The sequence below is a fragment of the Brachyspira suanatina genome, assembly GCF_001049755.1.
Taxonomy (GTDB): Bacteria; Spirochaetota; Brachyspiria; order Brachyspirales; family Brachyspiraceae; genus Brachyspira; species Brachyspira suanatina.
Genome location: NZ_CVLB01000001.1, coordinates 730935 through 756866 on the forward strand (window position 1 = coordinate 730935; position 25932 = coordinate 756866).

Sequence of the window (25932 nt, forward strand, 5' to 3'; positions counted from 1 at the left end):
TTATATGATAGGTTATATATTGATATGAAAAAATTAATTATAGTATTACTTTTGTTTCAATCATATTATTTATGCATTGCAGCTGATTTGGATAAATTAAATAATTTATTTGAATCTGCTAATAAACTTTATAATGACGGCAAATATTTAGAGGCTAATTATTTGTATAAAGATATTGCGGCATCTAATTTTGTTTCAAAAGATTTGTATTATAATTTAGCTTCATCTTATGCGGCTATTGGAAGCAATGGATATGCAGTTCTTTATTATGAAAAGGCTTTGAATATATCTCCTTTTGATAAGGAAACAAAAGTGATGATAAATTCATTAACAGGCAATAATGATTATGATTCTCAGCTTATAATTATAATGTATGGATTTTTAATATTGTTTTTGATATTTTTTACTTTAATGATAATAATGTTTATAAAAAGAAAAAAAATAAATAAATTTTTATTAATGCTTTCAATAGTTCTTTTAATACCTACTGCAATATTAAATAATAATATAAATTCTGATTATGTAATAACAATAGATGATGCCAATCTATACAGCGGAAGCAGTACAAAATCATCTATAGTTTCACAAATATCTGAAGGCGAGAAATTGAAAGTGCTTGAAGAATATACTAATTGGTATTATGTTAAAGGTAATTTCAAAGGCTGGATAAGTAAAAGTTCTGCTGAAAAAATATAGTTATTTAGGTATATCCTAAAGTTATAGTATAAAAGTAAATTAAAATGAAAAAAGTTTATTTTGATACCAATATATTTATTTACTTCGAAAATAAATACAAACAATATTTAAGTATTATTGATAATTCAAAACTAAATGACTATAAATATTATTATTCTTATGCTCATATAATAGATTTAGAAAATTCCACTAATAGAGAAGATGTTTTGAATATTATAGAAAATATAGCAGATAGTAATTATTTTAATGATGGATTACAAAAAGAGGAAGAAAGAAAACCAACATATTTTTTTAATCATAAAACTGATTTTAAAAAAAATTATATCAGTAATTTAAAATCAAAAGACTTTAAGGATAACTTTTTAAATAAATATAATATTACGGCAAAAGAGTTTGATGAAAACATATATAAACGGGAAAAAATAGTAGAAGATCAAAATGAACATAAAAGCTATCGAGTAAAATTAAGAAATAGTAAAAATAAGATGGGTGATAAAGAATTAATAGGATTAGTAAAATGCCTATTAGATAATAACTATAAAGAAGATAAAATAATATTATTACTTTTTAAAGATATTTTGGATATAAATAAAAATAATCAATTACAAGATAAAAATTCTAAAGATTTTAAAAATATTTCTATGGATGCTTACCATTGTTCTTTTTCAATTCAATTTGACTATTTTGTAACAGATGATGATAAAATTCATGATAAATTTAATTATATTTATAACATTATTAATAAAAGTGGAGGTTGTATAGAAACAAAATTATTAAAATTTAATGATTTTATAAATGAAATAAAATAAATATATAATTAGATTATAAAATGTATAAAGATTAATTCATATACGATTACTAGTATAATTTTAAGAAAAATATTAATGAATGTGGTGGCTGAAAGAAAAAAGAATATGATACATTCAAAAATTATATAGATTGCTTATACTGAAAATTTTTAAGTTTGTCAAATGATACACTTTATATAAATGTTATCTACTTTTTTGTCGCACACATGCAGGTGGACTTCGTCGGCACGCACAGCTAGGCGGACTGTGCCTGCTTCTCGCCGTAGGCGGGCTTCGCCTGTGGCAATACCATAGCCACTTCCTTCGGTCGCAAAAGAAGTAGGGTATGGCACGACTGTGTGCTTCGCAGGAAAGCCCCAGATATAAAAACAAAAATATAAATTTATTTTTGACAAAATATAGTTGTTTAAGTAATATAATAAAATTTAAAATGTTTTCTTATTTGTAATTTTTATTAAATTCAATATGATATAGTTATATTATATAAAGAATAAAAGGAGAGTAGTATGCAAAAAATAGCAGTTGGAATGAGTGCAGGAGTTGATTCTACTACTACAGCAAAACTTTTAAAAGAGCAGGGTAATGATGTATTCGGCGTTACTATGCTTTTATGGAATGGAGATGAAAGAGCACCTTTAAGCGGTTCTTGTTATAGTCCTTATCAGAAAAATATTGTAGAGGAATGCGAAAAATATGCAATGGCAATAGGTATAGATTATTATGCATTCGATGTAAGCGAGATGTTTCAGAAAAAAGTTATAGATTATGTTACTGAATCTTATAAAAAAGGATTCACTCCAAACCCTTGTATAATGTGTAATAGTCAGATTAAATTTATGGCTTTATTTGAGGCTATAGAAAAACAAGGTTTAGAATTTGATAAATTTGCTACAGGACATTATGCTGGTGTAAAATACGATGAAAAAACTAAAAGATATCTTCTTTTAAGAGGAAAAAATTTAATAAAAGATCAGTCATATTTTTTGTACAGACTTACTCAAGATCAATTATCTAAAATAATGTTTCCAATGCATGAAAATACAAAAGAAGATACAAGAAACATTGCAAGAGAATATAATTTAGATGTTGCAGAAAAGAGTGAGAGTCAGGATTTTTTTGCTGGCGAGTATCATAGATTATTTGACGAAGATAAAGAAGGTAACATAATAAATATAGATACTAATGAAATATTAGGACATCATAAAGGAATATGGCATTATACAGTAGGGCAGAGAAAAGGTTTGGGTATAGCCTATAAAGAACCTCTATTTATAGTAGCATTAGACAGTAAAACGAATACTGTTTATGTTGGAAATAAAAATCATACATTTGTTAATGAAGTAAAAATATATGATGTTAATTGGATAGCAGAACCTAAGCAAAAAGAATTTGAAGCATTAGTAAAAACAAGAAGTGCACATAAAGGTACTATGGCTACTGTCATTCCAATAGATGAAAATACTATTAATGTAAAATTTTATGAACCTACAGGTATTATAGCTAAAGGACAATCATGTGTATGTTATGATAATGATGTAACTTTATGCGGAGGCATTGTTTATTGATTTACATTTATAGAATTTGATTGTTTTTTATATAGAAGATTTTTTATAATTTATAAATAGTAAAAATAATTAAGGAAAATATCAGATGAATAAATTATATATACTTATTTTTAGTTTTGTATTGCTAGTATCATGTTCTAATGCTGGTAAAATAAATTGGGAAAGTGATTTTGATGTATCAGTTGAAAAATCAAAATCTGAAAATAAAATAATAATGATGGATATATATACTGATTGGTGCGGTGCATGCAAAGAAATGGATAAAACTACTTTTAAAAATAAAAGTGTAATTGATAGCAGCACAAATTTTATAGCATTAAAATTCAATCCTGAAAAAATGCCTAATGGTAAAGATATACTAAAAAAATATAATATATTAGGTTTTCCTACTATGCTTTTTATAAATAGCGACGGATTTATTTTAAAAAGAATAGTAGGCTATATTGAAAGCGATGAATTAATAAATGAAATGAATGGCATGAAGGAAAGAAATGATAGAGTGAAGACTATATTCAAAGATGATAATATTTCATTGGATAAGTTAGATATATATCTTGAGTCAGGTTATGATAATGAGGCTTTAGATATGTATAATAAATTAACATCAGAAAATAAAATACCTGAAGATAAAATGGCTAAATATATGTCAAGTATTGCTCTTTTGCTTTTAGATAACAATAAACTTGAAGAAGGAATGAAATATTTCAATGAGATAATAAGCAAATATAGTAATTATAATGAAGTTTATATAGCTCATTATTATAAAGCTTTGGATATGATAGTTAATAATGCTCAGACAAATGAAGGTATAAAATATATAGAGAATCTTACAAATCAAGTACCAGATGGGGTAAAAAGTGAATATTTAGATTTTATAGATTATTTTAGTTCTAATTAAACATATTGTTTTATTATATAAATACTTTATAATAGTATAATTACAAAAGGAGAAAACTATGAATAAAAATATATTAATGATACTTTTTATAATGTTTACATCAATTATTTCATGCAATAAAGCAAGTGCCGAAATAAAATGGGAAAAAGATTTGGCTACAGCTATGAAGAAGGCTAAAGAAAAGAATTTGCCAATAATGATAGATGTTTATACTGATTGGTGTACTTGGTGTAAAGAATTAGATAAAAATACTTATTCACATAAAGATGTTATAGATGTTGCTAAGAAGATGGTTTCTGTTAAATTAAATCCTGAGACTTCAGAAGAAGGTGCAGAAATAGCTCAAAGATATGGAGTAAACGGATTTCCTACAATACTTTTTATAAGTGCTGACGGTTTTATATTAGAAAATGTAGGAGGATATGTTGAGGGTGAAAAATTTGTACCTTATATGAAAAATGCTATAGATAAATTAGATAAAGTAAATTCAGTATTAGCAAATAAAGAACCTACTTTGGAAAAGTTAGATTTATATATGGAATCAGGTAATGAAGTAGAATCTCAAAAAATATATGATGCTTTAATTCAGAAAAAAGCTATATCTAAAGAAAAAATGCCTAAATATTTACTTGGTTTTGGTTTGATAAAGGCGCAAAAAAAAGATTATGATAATGCTAATAAATATTTTGATGATATAATAAAAAATTATCCTAATTCTGAAGAGCTTTATATAGCACATTATTACAAAGCTGTTATGATGGCTTTAGCAGGTGAAAAAGATGAGCCTAAAAAATATTTAGAAAAACTTATTAATGATCCTAAAGTTCCTGAAAACATGAAACTTCAATATGAAAATTTATTATCATATATAAATGAAACTAATTAATATTTTTTATAAAATAAAAAAATATTTTCAAAAGAGATGCTTTAATTAGTATCTCTTTTTTATTTTTAATACTTTAAAAAATAAAGTATTATAATATAATAATTTTGTATTTAAATTATTTATGAATATGGATTTAAAAAATTATGATTAGTATAATAATACCTGTTTATAATGTGTCAAAATATTTAAGAGCTTGTTTAGATAGTGTAATTAATCAGACATATAAAGATTTGGAAATAATATGTATTAATGACGGATCTACTGATGATTCTCTTGAGATATTAAAAGAATACGCTAATAAAGATAATAGAATAATTATAATAGATAAAAAAAATGCAGGAGTATCCGCTGCAAGAAATGATGGAATAGATAAAGCTAAAGGTGAATATTTATTTTGTATGGATAGTGATGATTATATAGATAATAATTTTATTGAAGTTTTTTATAATAATGCTAAAAACAATAATAGTGATTTAGTTGTATTAAGTACTTTCTGGAATTTAGATAAAAGGATTAATAAAGATTATCATTCTGCACTTCCAACTTGTTCAATGTTTATCAAAAAGTCTATATTAGATAATTATAAATATTTGAGATATCCATTGAATGTTCAGCCTGGAGAAGATGGTATATTTTCACATGAACTCTTAATGTATACTAAGAATGTTAGTTTTGAATACACTGTAAATTATTATTATGTGAAAAGGGCTGGACAGGATTCACAAAGAGCTGTTAAAGAACCTAAGATATTATTGGAAGCTATACCTAAATGGTTTGAGTTATTAGAGGATTTTTATACTAAATATAATTTTTGGGAGAGTAAGTCTTTATCATTCGCTAAATATATTGAAGGTGAGGCTTTTCTTGCATTTAGAACAAAAAATTTTACTCCTGATGATGAGAGAAAAATTTTTGATATTATAAAAAATACTTTGAATAAAGCTGTAAAAAATATTAATAAAGAAGATTACAATAAATATTTTTCTAAAGAGTTTATTATTTTCATAGAGTCTGATACAATAAAAGAGTATTATAGTAAAATAAAATACAAATATAATTATATAAGATTTAAATTATTCGGAAAAGATGTATCTATACGATACCGAGAAAACAGATACAAATATTATAAGAATGATAAAGAAAATAATTAAATAAAAAATTTAATAATATTAATAATTTTAGGTATTTACAATTACACTAATTTTTATATAATGTATACAAATAGTATTTTTTATACGAAAAATTAAACTATAAAGATTGTGAGCTTTTGATAAGTTTATTTTTACCAACAATTTTTATTAGTAATAATAAAAGTAATAGTTTTAAAGTATTAAAAGCTAATTATAAAAATTGTGAGCGTCCGGTAAGTTTACTTGTCGGAGTATCTATGCGAACAATTTTTATTAGCAATAATAGGAGTTCTATGAGTAAAGTTGCTGTAATAAAATGTGAAAATTATGATTTAGAAGAAGTTAAATCGTATATTAAAAAAGCTATAGATTTGATTGGCGGAATAGATTTATTTGTTAAAGAAAATGATAAGGTATTGCTTAAACCTAATTTTTTAGCTGCTGAAACTGCTGAAAGATCTGTAACAACTCATCCAGTAGTATTTGAGGCTATTGTATCTATACTTCAGGAAAAAACTAAAAATATTTCTTATGGGGATTCTCCTGGAATAGGTAAGGGAAGCAGTGTGGCATTGAAATCTGGTATAGATGAAATAGCCAATAAATTGAATGTTAAATACGCTGATTTTGAAGAGCCTGTAGGTGTTACTTATGAGGACGGAGTGCAGGAGAAAAGTTTTACTATAGCAAAGCCTATACAGGAAGCTGATGTAATAATAAGTTTACCGAAATTAAAATCGCATGCCCTTACAACTATGACAGGAGCAGTAAAAAATCAATTTGGATGCATACCAGGTTTTAGAAAGGCAGAATATCATTTGAAGCTTCCAGATTTTGAAGATTTTTCTACTATGCTTCTTGATTTGAATAAACTTGTTAATCCAAAACTTTATATAATGGACGGAATTCTAGCTATGGAAGGAAACGGACCTAGAAATGGAAACCCTAGAAAAGTTAATGCTTTAATAGTTTCTAATGATGCTGTAGCTTTGGATTATGTTGCTTCTCAAATAATATCATTTGATTATAATACTATACCGACTTTGAAAATGGGATTTAAACATGGATTTTCAAATAAAGAGGAAATAGAAGTTGTCGGCGATGGTATAGAAAGCGTAAAAGTAACAGATTTCAAAAAACCTCATAAAGGAATAGGTATAGGAAGAAGTTTAATGAAGTTAAGCAAATTCCCTATAATTAAAAGACTTTTTGCAACTATAATACCTAAACCTGTAATAGAAAAAAATAAATGTGTGAAATGCGGTGTTTGCGTAAAGGTTTGCCCAGTAACACCACTTGCTCTTAATTTTGATAAAAAAGGTAAAGATTATCCGCCTGAATATTATTATAAACATTGTATATCTTGCTATTGCTGTCAGGAATTATGCCCTCATAAAGCTATAGTATTAAAAAGAAAATTTTAGTATAAAAAAATTAAAGTTAAAAATTTAAAATAAAAAAATATCATACTTAATTTAAATGATCAAGTATGATATTTATATATTGTTTGTTAATTATTGAACATTAATTCTAACTGTCTTATCTATATAACTAGAAGGTATATTGTTTAGAGATTTAATTTTTGATATCATATCATCTCTGCAGTCTTTTCCTGTCATATTAATATTTTTTCCTTTCTGAGTAATATTAACATAATCACTACTACTATATATGAAAGCAGATAAAGCCACTCTGTATGATTGAGATTCATTTATATCTACATTATTTAATTTAGCTGATATTAAATCTCCATTACTGCTATATCTAACTTCCATTCCTTTTGACATCTGAAGGAAACTTCCGCCAGAATTTCCTTGAATTACTGTGCTTTTTTTACAGGCTATCTTTAGTAAATCAAGTATATCTTTTCCTGTTAATGTAACTAATATTACTTCATTATCAAATGATGAAACTGTCATTATATTTGCTAATGTTATATCGCCTTTACTAAATCCAGCCCTTATTCCTCCACTATTGATAAACACTATATCGGCCTTATCTCCTTCCTGATTAGAATCATATATCAAGTCGCATACGAAATTTCCTAAAGGTGTAGATTTAGATCTAATTTCTATAACATTATAAGTTAAATCTTCTGATAAAGTACCTATTCTTACATTAGATTCCTGTTGAACCTGAGCTTTCATTTCATTAACCAAAGCAAGCATATCAGGATCTTGTTTTATACTGCTATCCATTGGAACTAGTTTATAATTAAATTTTAACATACTTCCATTATTAGCATATAAATTGATATTTCCTAAATACTGTCCATAAGATCCAGCCTGCACTATAGGAGTACCATTTACTATATCAGCATTATAAAGTACAGTATGTGTATGTCCGCCTATTATAATATCAAAAGTGTTTGGCATAGCATTAGCAATTTCCCTATCAACATTGTATCCGGCATGGCTCAAAAGTATTGTAACATCATTAGTAGTATTTAAAGGAATTTCTGACATAAATTTTTTTAATGATTGTATTTCATCTTCAAATATTAAATTTTGAGTGTATTGAGGATTGTATCCGGAATCTGTTACAGTTACACCTATTATAGCGACTTTTACTCTATTTATATTTGTAACCATATATGGTTTAGCATAATAGCTATTGTCTGATTTATTTTTTATATTTACTGAAAGAGTAGGAAATTTTCTATCTTTTATTATTTGATTAAAATTATCAAGTCCATAATCTACAAAATGGTTTCCAACTGTTGTAGAACCTACTCCAAGCTCATTCATAATTTTAACTTCATCTTGTCCCTTGAAAACTGTGGAATAAATACTTCCTGTAATGGTATCACCTGCATGAAGAACTAAAACATTATCATTAGTTGCTTTTACTTGTTTAATATAAGCAGCTCTTCTTGCAGCTCCGTACATACCGTTTTCTTCTTCATCTTTTCCATGTGTATCATTCATATGAATTATGATAATATTTCCACTTTCTTTAGGACTTAAAATATTATTTCTTTGGCATGAGGATATTGTTATTAATATAAAAATTAAAATAAAATAAATTTTTTTCATACTATTCATTCTCCATATTGTTCTAATACTATATTATATTGAGTAATTGTCAATTATTTGAAAAGAGAAATTAATTATAAAAAAATAGAAAAACACGGCTCTATAAAATAAAACCGTGCTTATATTTTGTATATTGAACAAGGAGTCAATTATTATATTGATTTACTAAGATATTTATTTTCTGTATCATCTGCAAGTTTATATATTTTTTCTTCGTCTATAGTGATAATTTTTCCTTTTTCCACAACAATTTTTCCATTAACAACAGTATAATCAACAGTATTCTTCCAGCCTATAGTACCAAATAAAGATTTAGGATCGAAATTAGCACCTACCATTTCTAATTTTCTCATATCTATCATGAATAAGTCGCCTGCTTTTCCAACTTCCAAACTTCCTATATCATCTCTGCCTAGAACTTTTGCACCTCCATTTGTTGCAATTTTTAATATATCATAGGCACTAGGAGCTTTATCACTAGAATTGAGTCTATGAAGCAAATAGCATACTCTCATTTCCTCAAGTAAACTAGAACCGTCATTGCTTGCACTTCCATCAACTGCCAAACCAACAGGCACTCCTAATTCAAGCATTTCAGGTATTCTGCAAACTCCGGAACTTAATTTCATGTTTGATATAGGACAATGAGCTACACCTGTTTTTGTATCAGCCAAATATTTTAATTCTTTTTCATTAAAATGTATTCCATGAGCATACCATACATCTTCACCAACCCAGCCAAGAGATTCCATATATTCCAAAGGACGCATATTGAATTTTTCTCTTACAAAAACTTCTTCATCTTTAGTTTCGCATAAATGTGTATGAAGCCTTACTTTCAAATCTCTAGCCAAAACAGCAGACTGCTTTAATAATTCTCCTGTAACATTGAAAGGAGCACAAGGAGCTAATGCCACCATGTTCATAGAATATTTTGATGGGTCATGATATTTTTCAACTACTCTCTGACAGTCTTTTAGAATATCATCTATTGACTGAACCACAGAATCAGGAGGAAGTCCTCCGTCTTTTTTACTCAAATCCATACTTCCTCTTGAAGCATACATTCTTATTCCCAAATCTTTAGCAGCAGCAAATTGAGAATCCAATATTCCTTCTGCATTGTTATTAGGAAATAAATAATGATGATCAAAACATGTAGTGCAGCCTGTTTTTAGTAATTCGCCCATTGCTGTCATAGAACTATAATACACAACATCATTATTAAGATTTTTCCATATTTCGTATAGATTAGTAAGCCATTCAAATAATTCCATATTCTGAACCTGCGGAAGATTTCTAGTGAATATTTGAAATAAATGATGATGTGTATTTATAAGTCCCGGATATACAAAACAGCCTTCAGCGTCAATTACTTTATCAGCGTTTTTTTCTTCTTTCGTTTCTTTACCGATATAAGTTATAACTCCGTTTTCTATAAATAAATTACTAGAGCTATGAACCGTATCATTATTATCGCATGTAACTATAGAAGAAGCATTTTTGATAAATAGACTAGACATATATTGATACCTCCGTTAATTAAAATAAGGCACAAAACTTATAGTCAATTATTGAGGTAATTGGTAGAAACGTTCAGCCATATTATGAACTTATATAAGCTGTATAGTTATTGCCTAATTGCATTATAAAATATTTTATTTTTATGTCAATTCATAATTCATTTTTATTGAAAAAATGAAAATAATACAGGTATTATAAAACATGCTATAAAAGCCCATATACCATAAATATATATATAAAATACTGATTTAGTATCTCCAATGGTGATTTCTTTTATATTTGGAATATTATCAGATTTTTTGAATATTATTAGTATAGACTTTATATTAAAAAATGTTATGAAAATCAAATTACCTAGCATAATTAAATTTGTACCTATTAATGTTATTTTATTTGGGCTTATACCGTATTCTATTAATCTGTACAAAGAAGAAGTTAATACTAATATATCAAAAATAATAGCTATTATAGGAAGAACTAAATATACTGCTTTAGTGAATATACTTGATTTATAATCTATTCTTATAAAGAACATGTTTAATACAATTATAGCAAGCATAATATTATAAAGTATAAAACTTACTCTGTTATCATAAGGACTTATATCAGGCATTAATAGAAGAATCAAAAGTATAAATATAAATAATAAACTAAAAGGCATTAATATTCTTGATAAATATATAGAAATATTAGTTTTCATCTTCCTATAAACTATATATACTAAAAAAGGAAATATTGAACTTAAGAATGATATTGATAATAATATTAATTTAAATATAATTTTTTCATCTAAGCTGCTGATAATATCTTTTATTAAAAATATAACTATCGCTGCAAATATTCCAAATACTGTTGATACTATGCCTGCTATCAAGCCTGCAAATATTGATATATCTGCAGAGAATGTAAAGAACTCTGAAATACTTTTGGAGTTTAATACTTGAAATCCATTATATGATAAAGCTATTATTATAAAAAATATGATAACAGAAAATATATATTTAATATAATAAAACTGTGAATATAGCTCAGTATTTTCAATAGAAGCAATTGCAGCAAAAAAACCAGTACTTAAATTAATAATCAACACAAATAAGAAAGATAAAAATATTATAACAATATTTCTTAAATTAAACTTTGAATTAATATTGAATATCAAACTAAAACAGAAAAAATAAAATATATAAAAATAAAATATGTCTATAAAAAAAATATTAGAATTACTAGTTGAATAAGTACCATCAATTAATTTAGCAATATTTATAATCTTTAAATAAGAATATATAGTCATTGCTAATGATGCGATAAAACCTATAGCAATAATAATTAAATTTGATATTAAATTATTTTCTAATATTTTGCCTATTTTATTGTTTATATCATTTATTACATTTGTTTTTTCAGTTATAATATTATTTTGAATATTGTTTTCTTCCATAATTTAACCCCAAAAAATGCATACCCTATAGTAGTAAATAAAAATCAAGAAAGATTATATAATAATAAATATAAAAGTCAATGAGAAAAACGGATTAATCCCACCAGAAATACCAAACATCAGACTTTAATAATGTACCAGCCAATTTACCATGATCATAATCTTCACCAGATTGATCAACTCTGTCAAAGCAGAAATAATAATGTTCTATAGCAAGTTCTCTGGCTTCTTCTTCTGTTTGAGGCTGTTTTTCTACCCAAAGCTCCCAAGTATCATAACCTACTACAGCAGGATAGGCATTATATTTTTCATACCAATACTTGAAAATGGCAGCCTGTGTTTCAGGATTAGGACAATCATTGAAGCCGCCCATAGGAATATAACATGCCAATTCATAAGGATTAACAGTAGGAATTTTTGCTAATATTAAATCAACTGTAACAGGATTATCTAAGGTATAATCATAATAAGAAGCAAAACTATCAATTACTTCAAAACCTTCTACTATAGGGGCTGAATGATTTTTTTATTTCTTCGATATATTCTTTATCATCATAAATATCTTCAATATTCTGATGCAGATAATCTTTATAGTCTACTTCTTTGGATTTTTCTATATATTCATTTATTAATTTTTTTGAATCTTCAATATCACAGTCATTGTCTTCCAAGAACATTTCAATCGCTTCAGTAAGTATATCTGTAGGTATTATTATTAAAGGGGTATATCCTTCTTTTTTTCCTTTTTCTAAATGTTCCTTGTAGCATTCCATTATTTTAGTATCATCTTCAAGTCCGCCTTCAAGTATTTCATAATCGCATTTTAGAAAATCTGTTATAAATTTTATATTCTCATTCATATATATACCTTAAACAATTATATTTTATCAAAAATTATTTTTTTAAATTTTAAATATTTGCAGGGCTTTGCCCCACACCCCACTTCTTTTGGTGCCCCAAAGAAGCAAAAAGGCTACATTTGAACTTAAATGTAATAAATCATCTTAACATGTAAAATGATTTTAGTATGATTTAGTAATAAATAAATTAATCTACACTGTATTCCGCTTCACTGTCTCCGCTTATAACAAATCTATAAGGATTAGTAGGAAGTATTTTAACTAAATAATTATACAATAAAGTAGAGCTTTGAAGTACATTATTATTTGTATTATAATAAAAATATTTAGGATAGTCTAATACATATTTATAATAAGGATTATTTTTTGAACTTACCAATTCTCCTATTTTGTTATTAACTTTCCATAAGAAATATACTGATTTATCTGTGAAATAGTTTGTCTGCGGATCATTAAGTATATAAGAGAAGAAGTCTGATGATTTTAAATAATCATAATTCTTATATGAATTCATAGCTGCTTTATAATTTTCAAATACATCTTCCATGTTCTGAATATTATTAGTCATATATCTTAAATAACTCCATCCAACTATAGGTCCGTAATAAGTATCATATTTTACTAATGCCCAATCTTCTCTTGCTCTCTCTTTAGGATTGTATACATTTGTTTTATTAAGTACTGTTACAAAATCATAATTATATAATGTATAAAGTTGTTTTTCAGCTCCAGGAGTAATTGCAGGTATTCTATCTCTTATTATTATTCCATTTCCTATAACATAATATTCTTCTTCAAATGCTGCACTTATAGCATCGATTCTTTTTTGTACAGTTTCCATAGTATCTTTATAATTTTTATTTTCAGCTGCAGTTAAAGTAAAAGGCAGTGTATTAGGGAAATATGATTGATTATGTAATATGCTGTCTTGTAATACGCTTGTTCTGTATCTGTCTGAGAATCTTCTTAAATAAGTAATATTTGTAATGAATTTTGCCTTGTCATTTTCATTTTGTATATTGCTGAATCTATGTCTTATGCTGAAATAGTATGCAAAATCTTTTAAAGGAAAAGCACTTTCTTCATCTTGAAGTATTCTGTCAAATACATATCCGTTAAAAGAGTATTGTCCATCTTTTACTATGATGCCCATTTGACTGTATATATTTTTTAATGAAGACTGCAAATTTGTAACTGCATCATCATTATTTTCTTCACCTTCAACTATACCTTCTGATAATAATTGAGTATAAAATTCTTCTATATATGCAGGATCATTTTCAACCATATATATTAATGCTTGTCCTAAAAGATATGATGCTTCGCTTTCATAATAACTTGAAGGGTAGGTGAATAAAAATCTTGCTAAAGTTTCAAAACCTTCTTTATAGCTTGATGATAATATTTGATTTCTTCCTGTAATAAATGTTGTAAGTTCATTATATGGAGATTGTGCATTTTCTTCTTCTGTTTTAGGCAGTGTTTTTAAAAAGTCTCCTAAAGGTCCGTAATCTTCAGTACTTTCTATATCTTTTAATTTTCTATATTCATTTATTGAGTCTGCTGCTTTGCATGAACTAAGCAATACCGCAGATATTAACATAATTATACTTAATAATTTTTTATTCATATTTAAATTTACCTTCATTCATTTATTTATTTTATATGTTTTTCTTAAAAAAGTTCTTAAAATTGATCTTGAAAAATTATTATCACATTTATCAAGCATATTATTTACTAACTCTTCGCATTCTTCTATGCTTATATTTCTTATGATATTTTTTACTTTAGCCACAGATGTTACGGACATAGAAAGATCTCTTATTCCAAGTCCTAATAATACAGGAGTATATTCTGGAACCCCAGCCATTTCACCGCATAATGTTACAGGCTTATTATTTTCATTGGCTATTTTTATAACTCTTTTTAAAGTTCTCAATACTGATATATCTATTGGATTATATAAATACATCAGCTTTTCATTTGTTCTGTCGCATGCCATCATATACTGAACTAAATCATTAGAGCCTATAGATAAGAAATCAGCTTCTTTTACTATTAAATCTATAATTGCAGCAGCTGAAGGAGTTTCTATTAAAGCACCTATTTTTATTGAATCATTGAAATCTTTATTTTCATGTCTTAATTCATCTTTAACATATTCTATGAAATTTTTAGTTTCAATAAATTCTTCTAAAGTGCTTATCATAGGAATCATTATTTCAATATTTCCATAATGAGAAGCTCTAAGCAATGCCTTTATCTGATCTTTAAATAATTCTCTATTAGATAGGCAGAATCTTATAGCACGCCATCCTAAGAAAGGATTATCCTCTTTAAAATCTAATCCTAAAGCAGGTGATATTTTATCTCCTCCTATATCCAAAGTTCTTATTATTACTTTTCCTTTTATTTTAGATGCGATTTTTTTATATACTTGGAATTGTATTTCTTCGCTAGGAAGTTCAGTAGCTATTCCGTCATCTGAAAATATATATAAAAATTCTGTTCTGTATAATCCTATTGAATCTATACCGAATTTTAATAAACTTTCTGTTTCTTCCGGTATATCTATATTAGCATGTACTTTTATTTCTATGCCGTCTTTTGTTGATGCTGCTTCTTTAGCATCTAATATAGATTTTTCTTTTAATTTTTTTAAATTTTCTGACAATGCAGTATAATTTTCCACATCTCTTTTACTAGGATTCATTATAACTATATTGCTTTTGCAGTCTATTATTATTTTTTTTCCATTTTTTATTTTGCTTGATATATCTGCTATGTTGAATATAGTTGTAATACCGAAAGATTTAGCAAGTATTGCAGCATGCGAAGTATAACCTCCGCTTTCTACTATAAACCCTGAAACACCTATATTATTGAATTTTAAAACATCGCTTGGTGTTAGTGTTTTTGCTATTACGATACTGTCTTTAGGAACTTGTGAATAATCTCCTGAATCAGGCTGTATCAAATTTCTTATAAGTCTTGATTTTATATCAATAATATCTCCGCTTCTTTCGGAAAGCATTTTATTATTTATAGATGATAATTTATCGAGATATCCTGATATGATTGTATCGTATATATGTTCTATATTGAATAATTTTTCTTTAACTTCTTCTTTTACCTGTTTAGTTATTACTCTGTCTTGAAGCATTAATATATGAGTATGGAGAATATTTTTGATATTATTATCCACATGATTTTGTAATAATTCTATTTCATTTATAGATTTCTTTACAGCTTCATCAAATCTTTTATATTCTTCTTCTATATCAGATTCTTCTATTTTATATATAGGCGTACTTAAAGATGGCGTATAAAAAAATGAATTTCCTATAGCTACATCATCTCCAACCCCATTTCCATTTAATATCGTTCTTTTATCCGGCATGTATTCTCCGATATTATGTTAATTAATAGTAAAGATTATATTATAAATGTATAATATTTTCAATAGTAAATTTATTGTAAGTAGTAATATTTTTATATCATTAAAATATATGTTAATATAAAAAATGGTTGCAAAAGTATGCAAAATGTATTATACTAATAAAGATAAGTTCTTTGAGATATTTAATTATAAAGTATATAATTTGTGTAAACTTCATAATATATATTATGTTTTTATAGGTCGATGACTGTAAAATTAGCTTACAATCTGATTTGATAATTGTATATAGATATAAAAAAGATATATAATGAAGAAAGATAATAGGAATCAATGATTTGTAAATAAATATTAGATATAATTTACAATAAATTTACAGATTAAGGGACGGTTTTTAAAATCAATTCCCCCACACCGAGTAGGCACTTCGCTACGCTCGTAGGGGGACGAAAACATTTTACTTTCAAAATAATGAGCAGCAAGTCCAAGAGTTTTTAAAATCAACTCCCACACTTCGTGCCGAGTAGGTACTCGCCTAACGGCTCGTATGGGACGAAAACTTTAAGAGAAAAAGGAGAATTTAAAATGATTAAATTTTTATTAACTATAATTATAATTTTATCAATGAATATTTTTACTTTATTTGGAAAAGTATTAGATAACACTAATATAACAATAGGAGTATATAAATATGATGATGAAAAATTTATATTAGATATTAAAGAAACTCCAATTATTTATCAAAATAATACTGGACGGAGAGTTTTGACTATTAAAAATGTTAGAACATTATTTACTATAAATACCAATAATTACAAGATTATAAATACTAAAACTTTAGTAAATGCTAAAGCAAATCTTATTAATAAAGAGAGAGTTAATGTTTATGGTCAATGGTTAAGTCGTTGGAATTATCGAATAGATTGGACTATCAATAATATTTTTAATCCAATCTTTAATAAAAAATTTTCTACCAATGATAGTATTTATTTAGAAAACAGTACTTTATCAATATTGCATGAAAATATTATAAATACTTGTCTTTATCAAACTTATACAAATGAATATTACGAAATTAGAACAAATGAGATTTTATTTCATATATTGACTAATGAGGGTATTAATTTGAAAGATTATTTAGTGTCTAAAAAACATGAACAGCCATTATTTACCAAAAATGAACAAGGGATATGGGTTAAAAAAGGAAAATGGTATGATTTTTGGGAAGATGATAATGTTCTAGTAATAGGAAATAGTAGAATAAATACAAATATTTATAAAACTAGATTTATAGAAGAAATGGAAATAGTAAAAGTAGAGAATATAGAGAAATCACAATTACCGTTAAATGAAAGAGGGTATACAGATGAAAGTGGAGTATATTTTGATGAAATAGATAAAATAAATGAATTTAAAACTAAATATCATTTGGGTTTACAAATATTAAAAGATAATGATAAATGTACAACATATCATGGTTATTATTTAGATATACAACCTCATATTAATTACCCTTCTATAATTTTTACTAATAAACGTTACAGTTCACTTAATGTTTACAAACAATACTCTTATGTAACTAATTACATTAATACTAATATAATTGTAACAAATGATTTAGCTAATTTTCAAAATATTAAAGATAAATATTTTAAATTAATAAATGTGGAGGATTTAGAAAAATATTATGATTAATAATGATTATAATAAAAAACTAAAAAAGAGTCTATTAAAATTAAAACAAACTTTGGAAAACAAAGATAAAAAATGAAAAAGAAATTAGAAGATATGGGTAAAAAATATGGAAAATCAGTTTCTTTTAATGTTAATAATGAAACATATTTATCTATGTTAAAAATTGCTTATGAATTAAATCTCTCTTTTTCTGAATATATTAGAAAATGCATTCAGAGTTTTGTAAGAAAAATTTTCCTAATGAATATAATAAAATAAATATTGTTCTTCCAAATTTTAATAATAAAAATTGGAATGAAATTGAAATATCTGATGATACTATTATTAGAATAAATGGAAGAATATGATTTAAATTCTATTAGGAAAGAAATACAAAAAAGAAGAAGTTTTTAAACTCATTCCTTATGAGGGGATGAAAACGAGTTAATAGTTTGTTTTCATCAAAATGAGCTAATCTATTTATGTTTCAATTCCCACTCGTCTGCTTCTTCGGTCGCAAGTAGGGCTTTACGCAGTGGGACAGAGACTTTCTTAACAATGATATAATTGTGCCACTCGTATGCCTACTTAATATACAAGTAGGTATTTACGATGAGGGACAAATATCAAATTTATTAATACTTTATTCTTAAATATTTTTTACGGTGAAAATCGATTTATAAATTTTATGATTTTATTAAAAGAGAAAAGAATTTATTTTTGATAAAATTACTAACAATTAGCTGATAATCAAGTATATATTCATTGATTATCAGCTTCTTATTTATATTTTAAAAATTATTTCATATTTTCAAGCATTTCTACCACTATTTTCATGGAGTTCTGAGCAGATTTTACAACAAATTTAGGAAAATCCACTACAGCATCACTGTCTGCTTTGTCAGATAATGATCTTATAACTACAAAAGGTACTTTATACATTAAAGCGGCATGGGCAACAGCAGCACCTTCCATCTCTATAGCTCCGGCTTTGAATTTATTATGAATTTGCTTAACTTTATTATTATCACCAACAAACTGATCGCCTGTAGCTATTGTATCAATATATACTTTATTTTCTTTTATCACTTTTTGGGCAGATTCTTTTGCTAATTGTATCAAAGAAGCATCAGCAGGATAGTAATTTTTATCATAACCTTTAACTAGTACAGTAAGTTCATCTCCGTCTAAAGCACTTGTATCGAAGTCATGTTCTATTAAGTCTTTTGATATAACTATATCAGATATATCATAATCAGGATTGCCTGAACCTGCAACTCCTGTAAATATTATTTTTTCAACATTAAATCTTTCTATAGCTATAGTTGTAGCAATAGCAGCATTAACTTTACCAATTCCTGATTTTAATAATACTATATTTTTACCGCATAATGTTCCTTTATAATAAGTAATATTAGCTATTTCAATTTCTTCTATATTTTCTATCATACCTTTAAAATTTGTTATTTCTGAATCCATAGCACCTATTATGGCAATTCTTTTTATATCTGACATATATCAGCCTCCAAAATAAATTTAAAATAATGATGTAAAGAATTATACATTAAAAAATAATTTTTATAAACTTTTAATCATAATTTTTATAATTAAAAATCGAAAGTTAAAGGATCGTCTCCAACTCTAGATCCATTTTCTAATGAATTTATTTTTTCAATGTCATTTTTATCTAATTTAAAATCAAATATATTTATGTTTTCTTCTATTCTTTCTTTATTTGATGATTTTGGTATCACTGATATATTACTTTCTATATTCCATCTTAATATTATTTGAGCGGGAGTTTTATTGTACTTATTTGCTATATCGATTATAGTTTTATTTTCAACCATTTTTCCTCTTCCTAAAGGAGACCATGCTTCTACTACAATATTATGATCTTTACAGAATTCTATCAATTCATTTCTTAGCAAATTAGGATGTCTTTCTATTTGATTTATTACAGGAGCTATATTGCAATGTGCAAATATATCTTTTAAATGTTTTATTTCAAAGTTGCTTAACCCTATAGATTTTGCTTTTTTACTTTGGCATATATTTTCTAATGCTCTGTATGTATCTAAATATCTCTCCTTATTTTGACCAGGCCAATGTATAAGAACTAAATCTACATAATCCATATTAAGTTTTTCCAAACTTTCTTCAAATGATTTTCTTGTAGAATTGTAACCCTGTTTAGTGTTCCATATTTTAGTGGTTATAAATATTTCTTCCCTTTTTATACCCATTTCTTTTATAACTTCACCTAATTCTTTTTCATTATCATAAAACTGAGCAGTATCAAATTTTCTGTATCCAGCTTCTATTGCCCATTTTATAGTATTTGCTAATTCTTTTTTATCTGTTATTTTATATAGTCCAAGCCCTAATATAGGCATTTCTATACCGTTATTAAATTTTACATTAAACATAATTTATCCTTTATTATGGTATTAATTTTATTATATGATATAATAAATATTATTACAGCTATATTTTTATTTTATCTTAAAAAATGTTTTATGCTTTTTATGATTTTCCGATAATATTTAGTAATTAACATAATAATATAAAATGGGGGGATTCAATTGTCAAGTAATAACGGTTACGAAAAATATAAAAAAGTAGATGTGAGTACCGCTTCTCAAAATAGACTTATAGTTATGCTTTATGATGGGGCTATTAAGTTTTTGGAAACCGCTTGTGCTGCTATGGATAAAAAACATGGCACTGAAGAAGCACATAATAATATAGTAAAAGCACAGGAAATCATATATGAGCTTTTATCTTCTCTTAATTATGAGGCAGGAGATATAGCACATAGACTTGCTTCTATATATACATATATGAATCAAAAACTCACAGAGGGTAATATATCTAAAACTAAGCCGCCTTTGTTAGAAGTGATAAGATATCTTAAAGAGCTTAAAACAGCTTGGGAAGGTGTTGAAGAGCAAATGGCTAAGGCTAATAGTGAAAATAAAGCATCATCTAATAATAACAAAGATAATTCTTCATCAAATAGTGATAGTAAATTAAATATAACAGGTTGAGTAAGCAATGAAAAAAGTATATAAATCAACAATATTATTTATTATTTTTAGCATAGTTCTTTTGTCATGCGGAGAGAAAGATACTGAAACTATAGAACAGTATGAAGCTAGAATGAATAGATTGGAAATTTTGAAATATTATAATATACAAGATGTTATGGCACCAAGAGTTGTAAATGACGGAGTATTATTTACATTTGCTGAAAATTATGATTCTGTAGAAATATCTGGTGATTTTAATAATTGGGAGGATAGCATACCTCTTATAAAGAGTTCTTATGGTGTTTATTATTATCTTTGGCAGCAGCCTCTTAAAGCTGGAAAATATTCATATAGATACAGAGTAAATGGTGTTTGGATTAATGACCCTGTAAATGCTAATATCGAATATGATAATAATAATCAGGTTGTAAGCTATTTTGTTTTAACTAATGATATAGGATTCTATGAAAAAAATCCTATTTATAATTCTGATGGTACAGTTACATTCTTCTACAGTAATGATACAGCTAAAGAGGTTATGTTTACTTCTGATAAATTGGGTTTCGATAGTTTAAGATATCCTATGACTTATTCTAATAATTTATGGGTTATAACTTTGAGAGCTGAGGCTGGAAACTACTATTATAATTTTGTTGTAGACAGAATATGGGAAGTTGATCCTCTTAATATGAATGTTTATAAAGGAAGCGATGGAAGACTTCATTCATATACATTGATAAATTATAATCAAACTAATAAAAGAATGGTATATTAATAATATAATTAACTAAGATAAAATAAAAAGGATAAGCTATTTAATTGGCTATCCTTTTTTTATTGCATTTTTTTATTATTTACTCAGTTTTACTTATTTATTTTGATTATCATCATTGTTATTATTTATTGTAGGATTTTCAGCATTCAAATCATGAAGTCTTTCTCTAATTTCTGAAGTTGTTTGTAAAGGATCTTTTTCTTTCATTTTTGGCTGTTTGAATACTGATAATGTTTGATTAAAAATATTTTTAAAACTGTCATCTACAGTATTGTTTTTAGAGTTGATATACATCATTTTTATTTGATCTTTAGTTTCTTTATCTTCAATCTTTGATAATAAATTAATATTATGATCCGAAATAGAAACTAAATACATATCTTCAACAATCTCTATTATAGATATATATCTGTTTGTAGCTACAGGAGTAGTGGCAAGCACTTTAATGATATCGCTTGACCCTGAAACTTTTTTTGACTTATTTTTCAAATATATAAATACAAGATATATACCAACCAAAGTAACTATAAAACCAATTATAGCTCTTATAAACATCCAGCCATTACTTACTTCGGCTCTGTCCTGAATATTTCTAATGTCTTGTAATATAGCAGGTTCATTTGCATTATTGGTATTATCTATAGGGGCATTAAAAAAATTAGTTTCTGGTGCATTATTCGTATTTTCTTCTGTTACAGCAGCCGCATTGTTAGTATTATTTAGATTAGTATCATTTGTGTTTTCTTGAGTAAGTGCTATGCTGAAAATAATTAAGAATATGACAGAAATTTTTTTAATCATATATAAACCGATGCGGAGAGAGCGGGATTCGAACCCGCGGTAGGGGTTGCCTACGACAGTTTAGCAAACTGCTCCCTTCGGCCTCTCGGGCATCTCTCCATAACTATATATTTTTCTCAATAGTTGTATTATGATAACATAAATAAGATTTTTAGTCAAGTTTATATTTGATTAAAGTGTGTTTTTTATTAAATAATATAATGTATGTAATTTTGACAAATGGTATATTTTTTATTATAATATAAAATCAAGGGGCGGCATTATGATTAAAGAATTATCTGCATATTTAGAACGTATAAAAGATATTACCACTGAAGATAAAGAGCATACTTACAGGGGTGCTTTAGAAATTTTATTAAATAATGTAAAAAATAATCTTAATTTTAGTAAAGTAAATATAAAGCATGAACCTAATAATGATAAAGAGGGCAGAGGAGCACCTGATTTTTTAATCACTATTGATTCTCTTGTTTTGGGGTATATAGAAAATAAAAGAGTGAATGCTAATCTTGATGAAATTATTAAAAGTGATCAGATAAAAAAATATTTACTTTTAAGTGATAATATTATACTTACAGATTATTTGAGATTTATATTAATTGATGAAAATTGTAATATTATTGATGAAGTGAGAATATGCGAATTAAGCGAGATTAAAAATTATAAAAAAATTAAACTAGATGATGCAGGCACAAAGCTTTTAGATATATTTAAAATATTTTTCTCAAGAGAACCTAAACCTATAAATACAGCTTTAGAGTTTGCTGATGCTTTAGCTATGCGTACTAGAATATTGAGAGATGATTTATATGAACTTGAAAATAATAATCAGATAGAACGTTTATATCATATATTTAAAACTACAATTTATTCGCAGATAGATTTTGCCGACTTTTGCGATAACTTTGCCCAGACTCTTACTTATAGTTTATTCTTAGCCAGACTTAATACAAATGAAAAAATAGATTTATATAATGTAACTAAGTTTATACCGAAATCTTTTCCATTAATAAGAGCAATGAGTAAATTTCTTCAAGATTTGGAAGAATTAAATACTAATGATTTAAAAACTATAGAATGGCTTTTGAATGAAATAATAAATATTACAAATCATATAAATATTGTTTCTATTGTAGAAGAATTAAATAAATATGATAATACAGCAGTGCAGAAAGACCCTTATATGCATTTTTATGAAACTTTTTTGTATAAATATAATCCAGAGCTTAGAGAATTAAGAGGCGTTTATTATACTCCTCAAAGTGTGGTTAATTTTATTATTGATTCTATAGATATAGTTTTAAAAGATTATTTTCATAAAAATAAAGGCTTAGGCGAGGCATTAGAAAAAGATACTAACATAACACTTTTAGACTTTGCAACTGGTACAGGCACATTTTTGCTTGATTCTTTTAGAAAGGCTTTATCTTATTATCAAAAAAACTCTGTTAAATATAACCCTAAAGAATTAATTAATAAATTTTACGGCTTTGAGTTTATGATAGCTCCATATACAATAGCACATCTTAAAATATCTCAGACACTAAAAGAAGAATTTGATTATAGTTTACAAGATGATGAAAGATTAAATATATTTTTAACCAACACTTTAGAAAATATACATTTAGATGAAGGCAAAGAAAAAAATAATATATTTGAAGAACTTAATGAAGAGATGAATCTTGCACAAAAAACAAAAGAAAAAGAGATTCTCATAATAACAGGCAATCCGCCATATAGCGGAGCAAGTGCCAATAAAGGCATATTTGAGGAAGAAGTAAGAAAAGAATATAAAGACGGTTTAGAGTCTTCTCCTTTAGCTATAACAAGAAATGGCAAAATAGAAAAAGAAAAAAATCCTAAATGGCTTCTTGATGATTATGTGAAGTTTATAAGATTTGCACAGCAAAAAATAGATAATCAGAATGGCGGAGGAATATTTGGCTTTATTTCTAATAATTCATTTTTGGATAATCCTACTTTTAGAGGTATGCGTTATAGTTTATTAAAAAGTTTTGATGAAATATATATTGTAAATTTGCATGGCAATACCAGAAAAAAAGAAGCATGTCCAGACGGCAGCAAAGATGAAAATGTGTTTGATATAATGCAGGGTGTGAGTATAAATATATTTGTAAAGCATAGTCAAAAAATAAAAGATAAAAAAGTTGAAGATAAAAAATTAAATCCTTCATATTATAAATATGGCGGTGATTATGCTAATGTATACTATTATGATTTGTACGGTAAAAGAGAATATAAATATAAATTTCTTTTTGATAATAATATTAAAAGCATAGAGTGGAATAAATTAGAATATAAAGAGCCTTTCTTTTTATTTGTAAAACAAGATGAAAATTTACGCGAAGAATATGATAAATTTTATAGTATAAAAGATATTTTTAGAATTTATAATGTTGGTATAGTAACATCAAAAGATTCTGTGTTAATAGGTTTGAGTGAAGATAAATTGAAAGAACAAGTTAAAAATTATTATGATGAATTTGATAATTCTTTTGTAGAAATTATTAATTATCGTCCTTTTGATAAAAGGTTTGTTTATTATGATACGGATAAAATAGAAAGGGCAAGAAAAGATATTATGGAACATTTTTTAAAAGATGATAATAATATAGGAGTCATATGTGATAGAGGTACAAAATTAAAAGAAATATCGAATATTTTTATTTCTAATAATTTAATTGATTTACATCTTGTAGGTTCTGGAAGTTATATTTTTCCATTATATTTATACAATACCCCTAGTGCTAAAAAAGCTATTCAGTCTGAAAATTATAATGTTGGAGATTTATTTGAGCAGTATGAAGAAAATCCATTTGAAAATTCAGATAAGATAGAAAATTTTACTGTTAATTTTAGAAATTTCATTGATAAAAAATATGATTATAATTTCTCGCCTGAAGATGTATTAGGCTATATCTATGCAGTGCTGTTTCATAAAACTTACAGAACTAAATATATAGACTTTCTAAAAATTGATTTCCCTAAAATTCCTTTTACTGATTCCAAAGATATATTTATAAAATTAAGTGAGTTAGGTACTCAATTATACAATCTTCATCTAATGAAAGATAATAATTTAAATAATGATGTGGGTGAGGGGTTATATAAAGATGATAAGAATAACAAAATAGAAAAGCCTATTTATAATGAAAAAGAAAAAAGATTATTTATTAATAAAAGTCTATATTTTGATAATGTATCAAAAGAAGTTTGGCTCTATAAAATTGGAGGCTATCAGGTATTAGATAAATATTTAAAATCTCATAAGAGTGAAGATATTGATTACTCTTATTTTCAGAAGATTATACAGATTTTAGATAAGTCATTGAATTTAGAAAATGAAATTGCAGGTATTAATTTTTTGTAAATAAATAAGGCTTTACTTAAA

At 25.9% G+C, this 25932-nt stretch carries 22 protein-coding genes, 1 tRNA gene and 1 riboswitch; of the genes, 12 read left to right on the forward strand and 11 right to left on the reverse strand.

Annotated features, from left to right (window positions below; genetic code table 11):
- Positions 1 to 24: 24 nt before the first annotated feature.
- From BRSU_RS03280 to BRSU_RS03310, 7 genes are all read left to right on the forward strand, one after another.
- Positions 25 to 696: an SH3 domain-containing protein gene (locus BRSU_RS03280; protein WP_048593772.1), complete on the forward strand. Its 672-nt coding sequence runs from the start codon at positions 25 to 27 to the stop codon at positions 694 to 696.
- A gap of 44 nt (positions 697 to 740) precedes the next feature.
- The gene (locus tag BRSU_RS03285; protein ID WP_048593773.1) at positions 741 to 1505 is read left to right on the forward strand and encodes a hypothetical protein; all 765 of its coding nucleotides are present in this window, start codon (positions 741 to 743) and stop codon (positions 1503 to 1505) included.
- Between the two features lie 506 nt (positions 1506 to 2011).
- Positions 2012 to 3070, forward strand: a complete 1059-nt coding sequence (mnmA, locus tag BRSU_RS03290) for a tRNA 2-thiouridine(34) synthase MnmA (protein ID WP_048593774.1) — start codon at positions 2012 to 2014, stop codon at positions 3068 to 3070.
- A gap of 85 nt (positions 3071 to 3155) precedes the next feature.
- Positions 3156 to 3968 (forward strand): thioredoxin fold domain-containing protein, encoded by an 813-nt coding sequence (locus tag BRSU_RS03295; protein ID WP_048593775.1) that lies wholly within the window; start codon positions 3156 to 3158, stop codon positions 3966 to 3968.
- A gap of 58 nt (positions 3969 to 4026) precedes the next feature.
- Positions 4027 to 4854 carry a thioredoxin fold domain-containing protein gene (locus BRSU_RS03300; protein WP_048593776.1) on the forward strand — a complete coding sequence of 276 codons (828 nt, stop codon included), beginning with the start codon at positions 4027 to 4029 and terminating at the stop codon, positions 4852 to 4854.
- A 143-nt stretch (positions 4855 to 4997) separates the two neighbouring features.
- Positions 4998 to 6005, forward strand: a complete 1008-nt coding sequence (locus tag BRSU_RS03305; protein ID WP_048593777.1) for a glycosyltransferase family 2 protein — start codon at positions 4998 to 5000, stop codon at positions 6003 to 6005.
- Positions 6006 to 6277: 272 nt separating this feature from the next.
- Complete coding sequence (locus BRSU_RS03310) at positions 6278 to 7408, forward strand: DUF362 domain-containing protein (protein WP_048593778.1); 1131 nt, start codon at positions 6278 to 6280, stop codon at positions 7406 to 7408.
- Positions 7409 to 7498: 90 nt separating this feature from the next.
- Here the strand turns inward: BRSU_RS03310 and BRSU_RS03315 are convergent, their stop codons facing one another.
- The 7 genes from BRSU_RS03315 to ptsP form a co-directional block, all read right to left on the reverse strand.
- Complete coding sequence (locus BRSU_RS03315) at positions 7499 to 9019, reverse strand: bifunctional metallophosphatase/5'-nucleotidase (RefSeq protein WP_048593779.1); 1521 nt, start codon at positions 9017 to 9019, stop codon at positions 7499 to 7501.
- A gap of 152 nt (positions 9020 to 9171) precedes the next feature.
- Positions 9172 to 10542 (reverse strand): 8-oxoguanine deaminase, encoded by a 1371-nt coding sequence (locus BRSU_RS03320; RefSeq protein WP_048593780.1) that lies wholly within the window; start codon positions 10540 to 10542, stop codon positions 9172 to 9174.
- A 21-nt stretch (positions 10543 to 10563) separates the two neighbouring features.
- Positions 10564 to 10660: riboswitch (purine riboswitch) on the reverse strand.
- 46 nt (positions 10661 to 10706) lie between these two features.
- On the reverse strand, positions 10707 to 11981 hold the full coding sequence (locus BRSU_RS03325) for a hypothetical protein (RefSeq protein WP_048593781.1): 1275 nt from the start codon (positions 11979 to 11981) through the stop codon (positions 10707 to 10709).
- 94 nt (positions 11982 to 12075) lie between these two features.
- Positions 12076 to 12354 carry a DUF4253 domain-containing protein gene (locus BRSU_RS14780; RefSeq protein ID WP_245158043.1) on the reverse strand — a complete coding sequence of 93 codons (279 nt, stop codon included), beginning with the start codon at positions 12352 to 12354 and terminating at the stop codon, positions 12076 to 12078.
- 118 nt (positions 12355 to 12472) lie between these two features.
- On the reverse strand, positions 12473 to 12841 hold the full coding sequence (locus tag BRSU_RS14785; RefSeq protein ID WP_245158044.1) for a hypothetical protein: 369 nt from the start codon (positions 12839 to 12841) through the stop codon (positions 12473 to 12475).
- Between the two features lie 187 nt (positions 12842 to 13028).
- Positions 13029 to 14471, reverse strand: a complete 1443-nt coding sequence (locus BRSU_RS03335; protein ID WP_048595128.1) for a hypothetical protein — start codon at positions 14469 to 14471, stop codon at positions 13029 to 13031.
- 18 nt (positions 14472 to 14489) lie between these two features.
- Positions 14490 to 16241, reverse strand: coding sequence for a phosphoenolpyruvate--protein phosphotransferase (gene ptsP, locus BRSU_RS03340; protein ID WP_048593782.1), 1752 nt, complete (start codon positions 16239 to 16241; stop codon positions 14490 to 14492).
- 582 nt (positions 16242 to 16823) lie between these two features.
- Here ptsP and BRSU_RS03345 point away from each other — a divergent pair.
- The gene (locus tag BRSU_RS03345) at positions 16824 to 17933 is read left to right on the forward strand and encodes a hypothetical protein (protein ID WP_048593783.1); all 1110 of its coding nucleotides are present in this window, start codon (positions 16824 to 16826) and stop codon (positions 17931 to 17933) included.
- Positions 17934 to 18005: 72 nt separating this feature from the next.
- A complete protein-coding gene (locus tag BRSU_RS03350) occupies positions 18006 to 18191 on the forward strand; it encodes a hypothetical protein (protein WP_048593784.1) in 186 nt (61 codons plus the stop codon).
- 519 nt (positions 18192 to 18710) lie between these two features.
- Here BRSU_RS03350 and BRSU_RS03355 read toward each other — a convergent pair.
- Both BRSU_RS03355 and BRSU_RS03360 read right to left on the reverse strand, forming a co-directional pair.
- Positions 18711 to 19427: a 5'-methylthioadenosine/adenosylhomocysteine nucleosidase gene (locus BRSU_RS03355; protein WP_048593785.1), complete on the reverse strand. Its 717-nt coding sequence runs from the start codon at positions 19425 to 19427 to the stop codon at positions 18711 to 18713.
- Between the two features lie 92 nt (positions 19428 to 19519).
- Entirely contained in the window at positions 19520 to 20341 is an 822-nt protein-coding gene (locus BRSU_RS03360; protein ID WP_048593786.1) for an aldo/keto reductase, read from the reverse strand.
- Between the two features lie 156 nt (positions 20342 to 20497).
- Between BRSU_RS03360 and fliS the strand changes: the two genes are divergently transcribed.
- Entirely contained in the window at positions 20498 to 20962 is a 465-nt protein-coding gene (gene fliS, locus BRSU_RS03365) for a flagellar export chaperone FliS (protein WP_048593787.1), read from the forward strand.
- 7 nt (positions 20963 to 20969) lie between these two features.
- The gene (locus BRSU_RS03370) at positions 20970 to 21719 is read left to right on the forward strand and encodes an early set domain-containing protein (RefSeq protein WP_048593788.1); all 750 of its coding nucleotides are present in this window, start codon (positions 20970 to 20972) and stop codon (positions 21717 to 21719) included.
- A 93-nt stretch (positions 21720 to 21812) separates the two neighbouring features.
- Here the strand turns inward: BRSU_RS03370 and BRSU_RS03375 are convergent, their stop codons facing one another.
- Together BRSU_RS03375 and BRSU_RS03380 are read right to left on the reverse strand one after the other, a co-directional pair.
- The gene (locus BRSU_RS03375; RefSeq protein WP_048593789.1) at positions 21813 to 22520 is read right to left on the reverse strand and encodes a flagellar biosynthetic protein FliO; all 708 of its coding nucleotides are present in this window, start codon (positions 22518 to 22520) and stop codon (positions 21813 to 21815) included.
- Between the two features lie 13 nt (positions 22521 to 22533).
- A tRNA-Ser gene (locus tag BRSU_RS03380) sits at positions 22534 to 22619 on the reverse strand.
- Between the two features lie 163 nt (positions 22620 to 22782).
- On the opposite strand from BRSU_RS03380, the gene BRSU_RS03385 reads away from it, so the two are divergent.
- Positions 22783 to 25911 (forward strand): type ISP restriction/modification enzyme, encoded by a 3129-nt coding sequence (locus tag BRSU_RS03385; protein WP_048593790.1) that lies wholly within the window; start codon positions 22783 to 22785, stop codon positions 25909 to 25911.
- Positions 25912 to 25932: the final 21 nt, after the last annotated feature.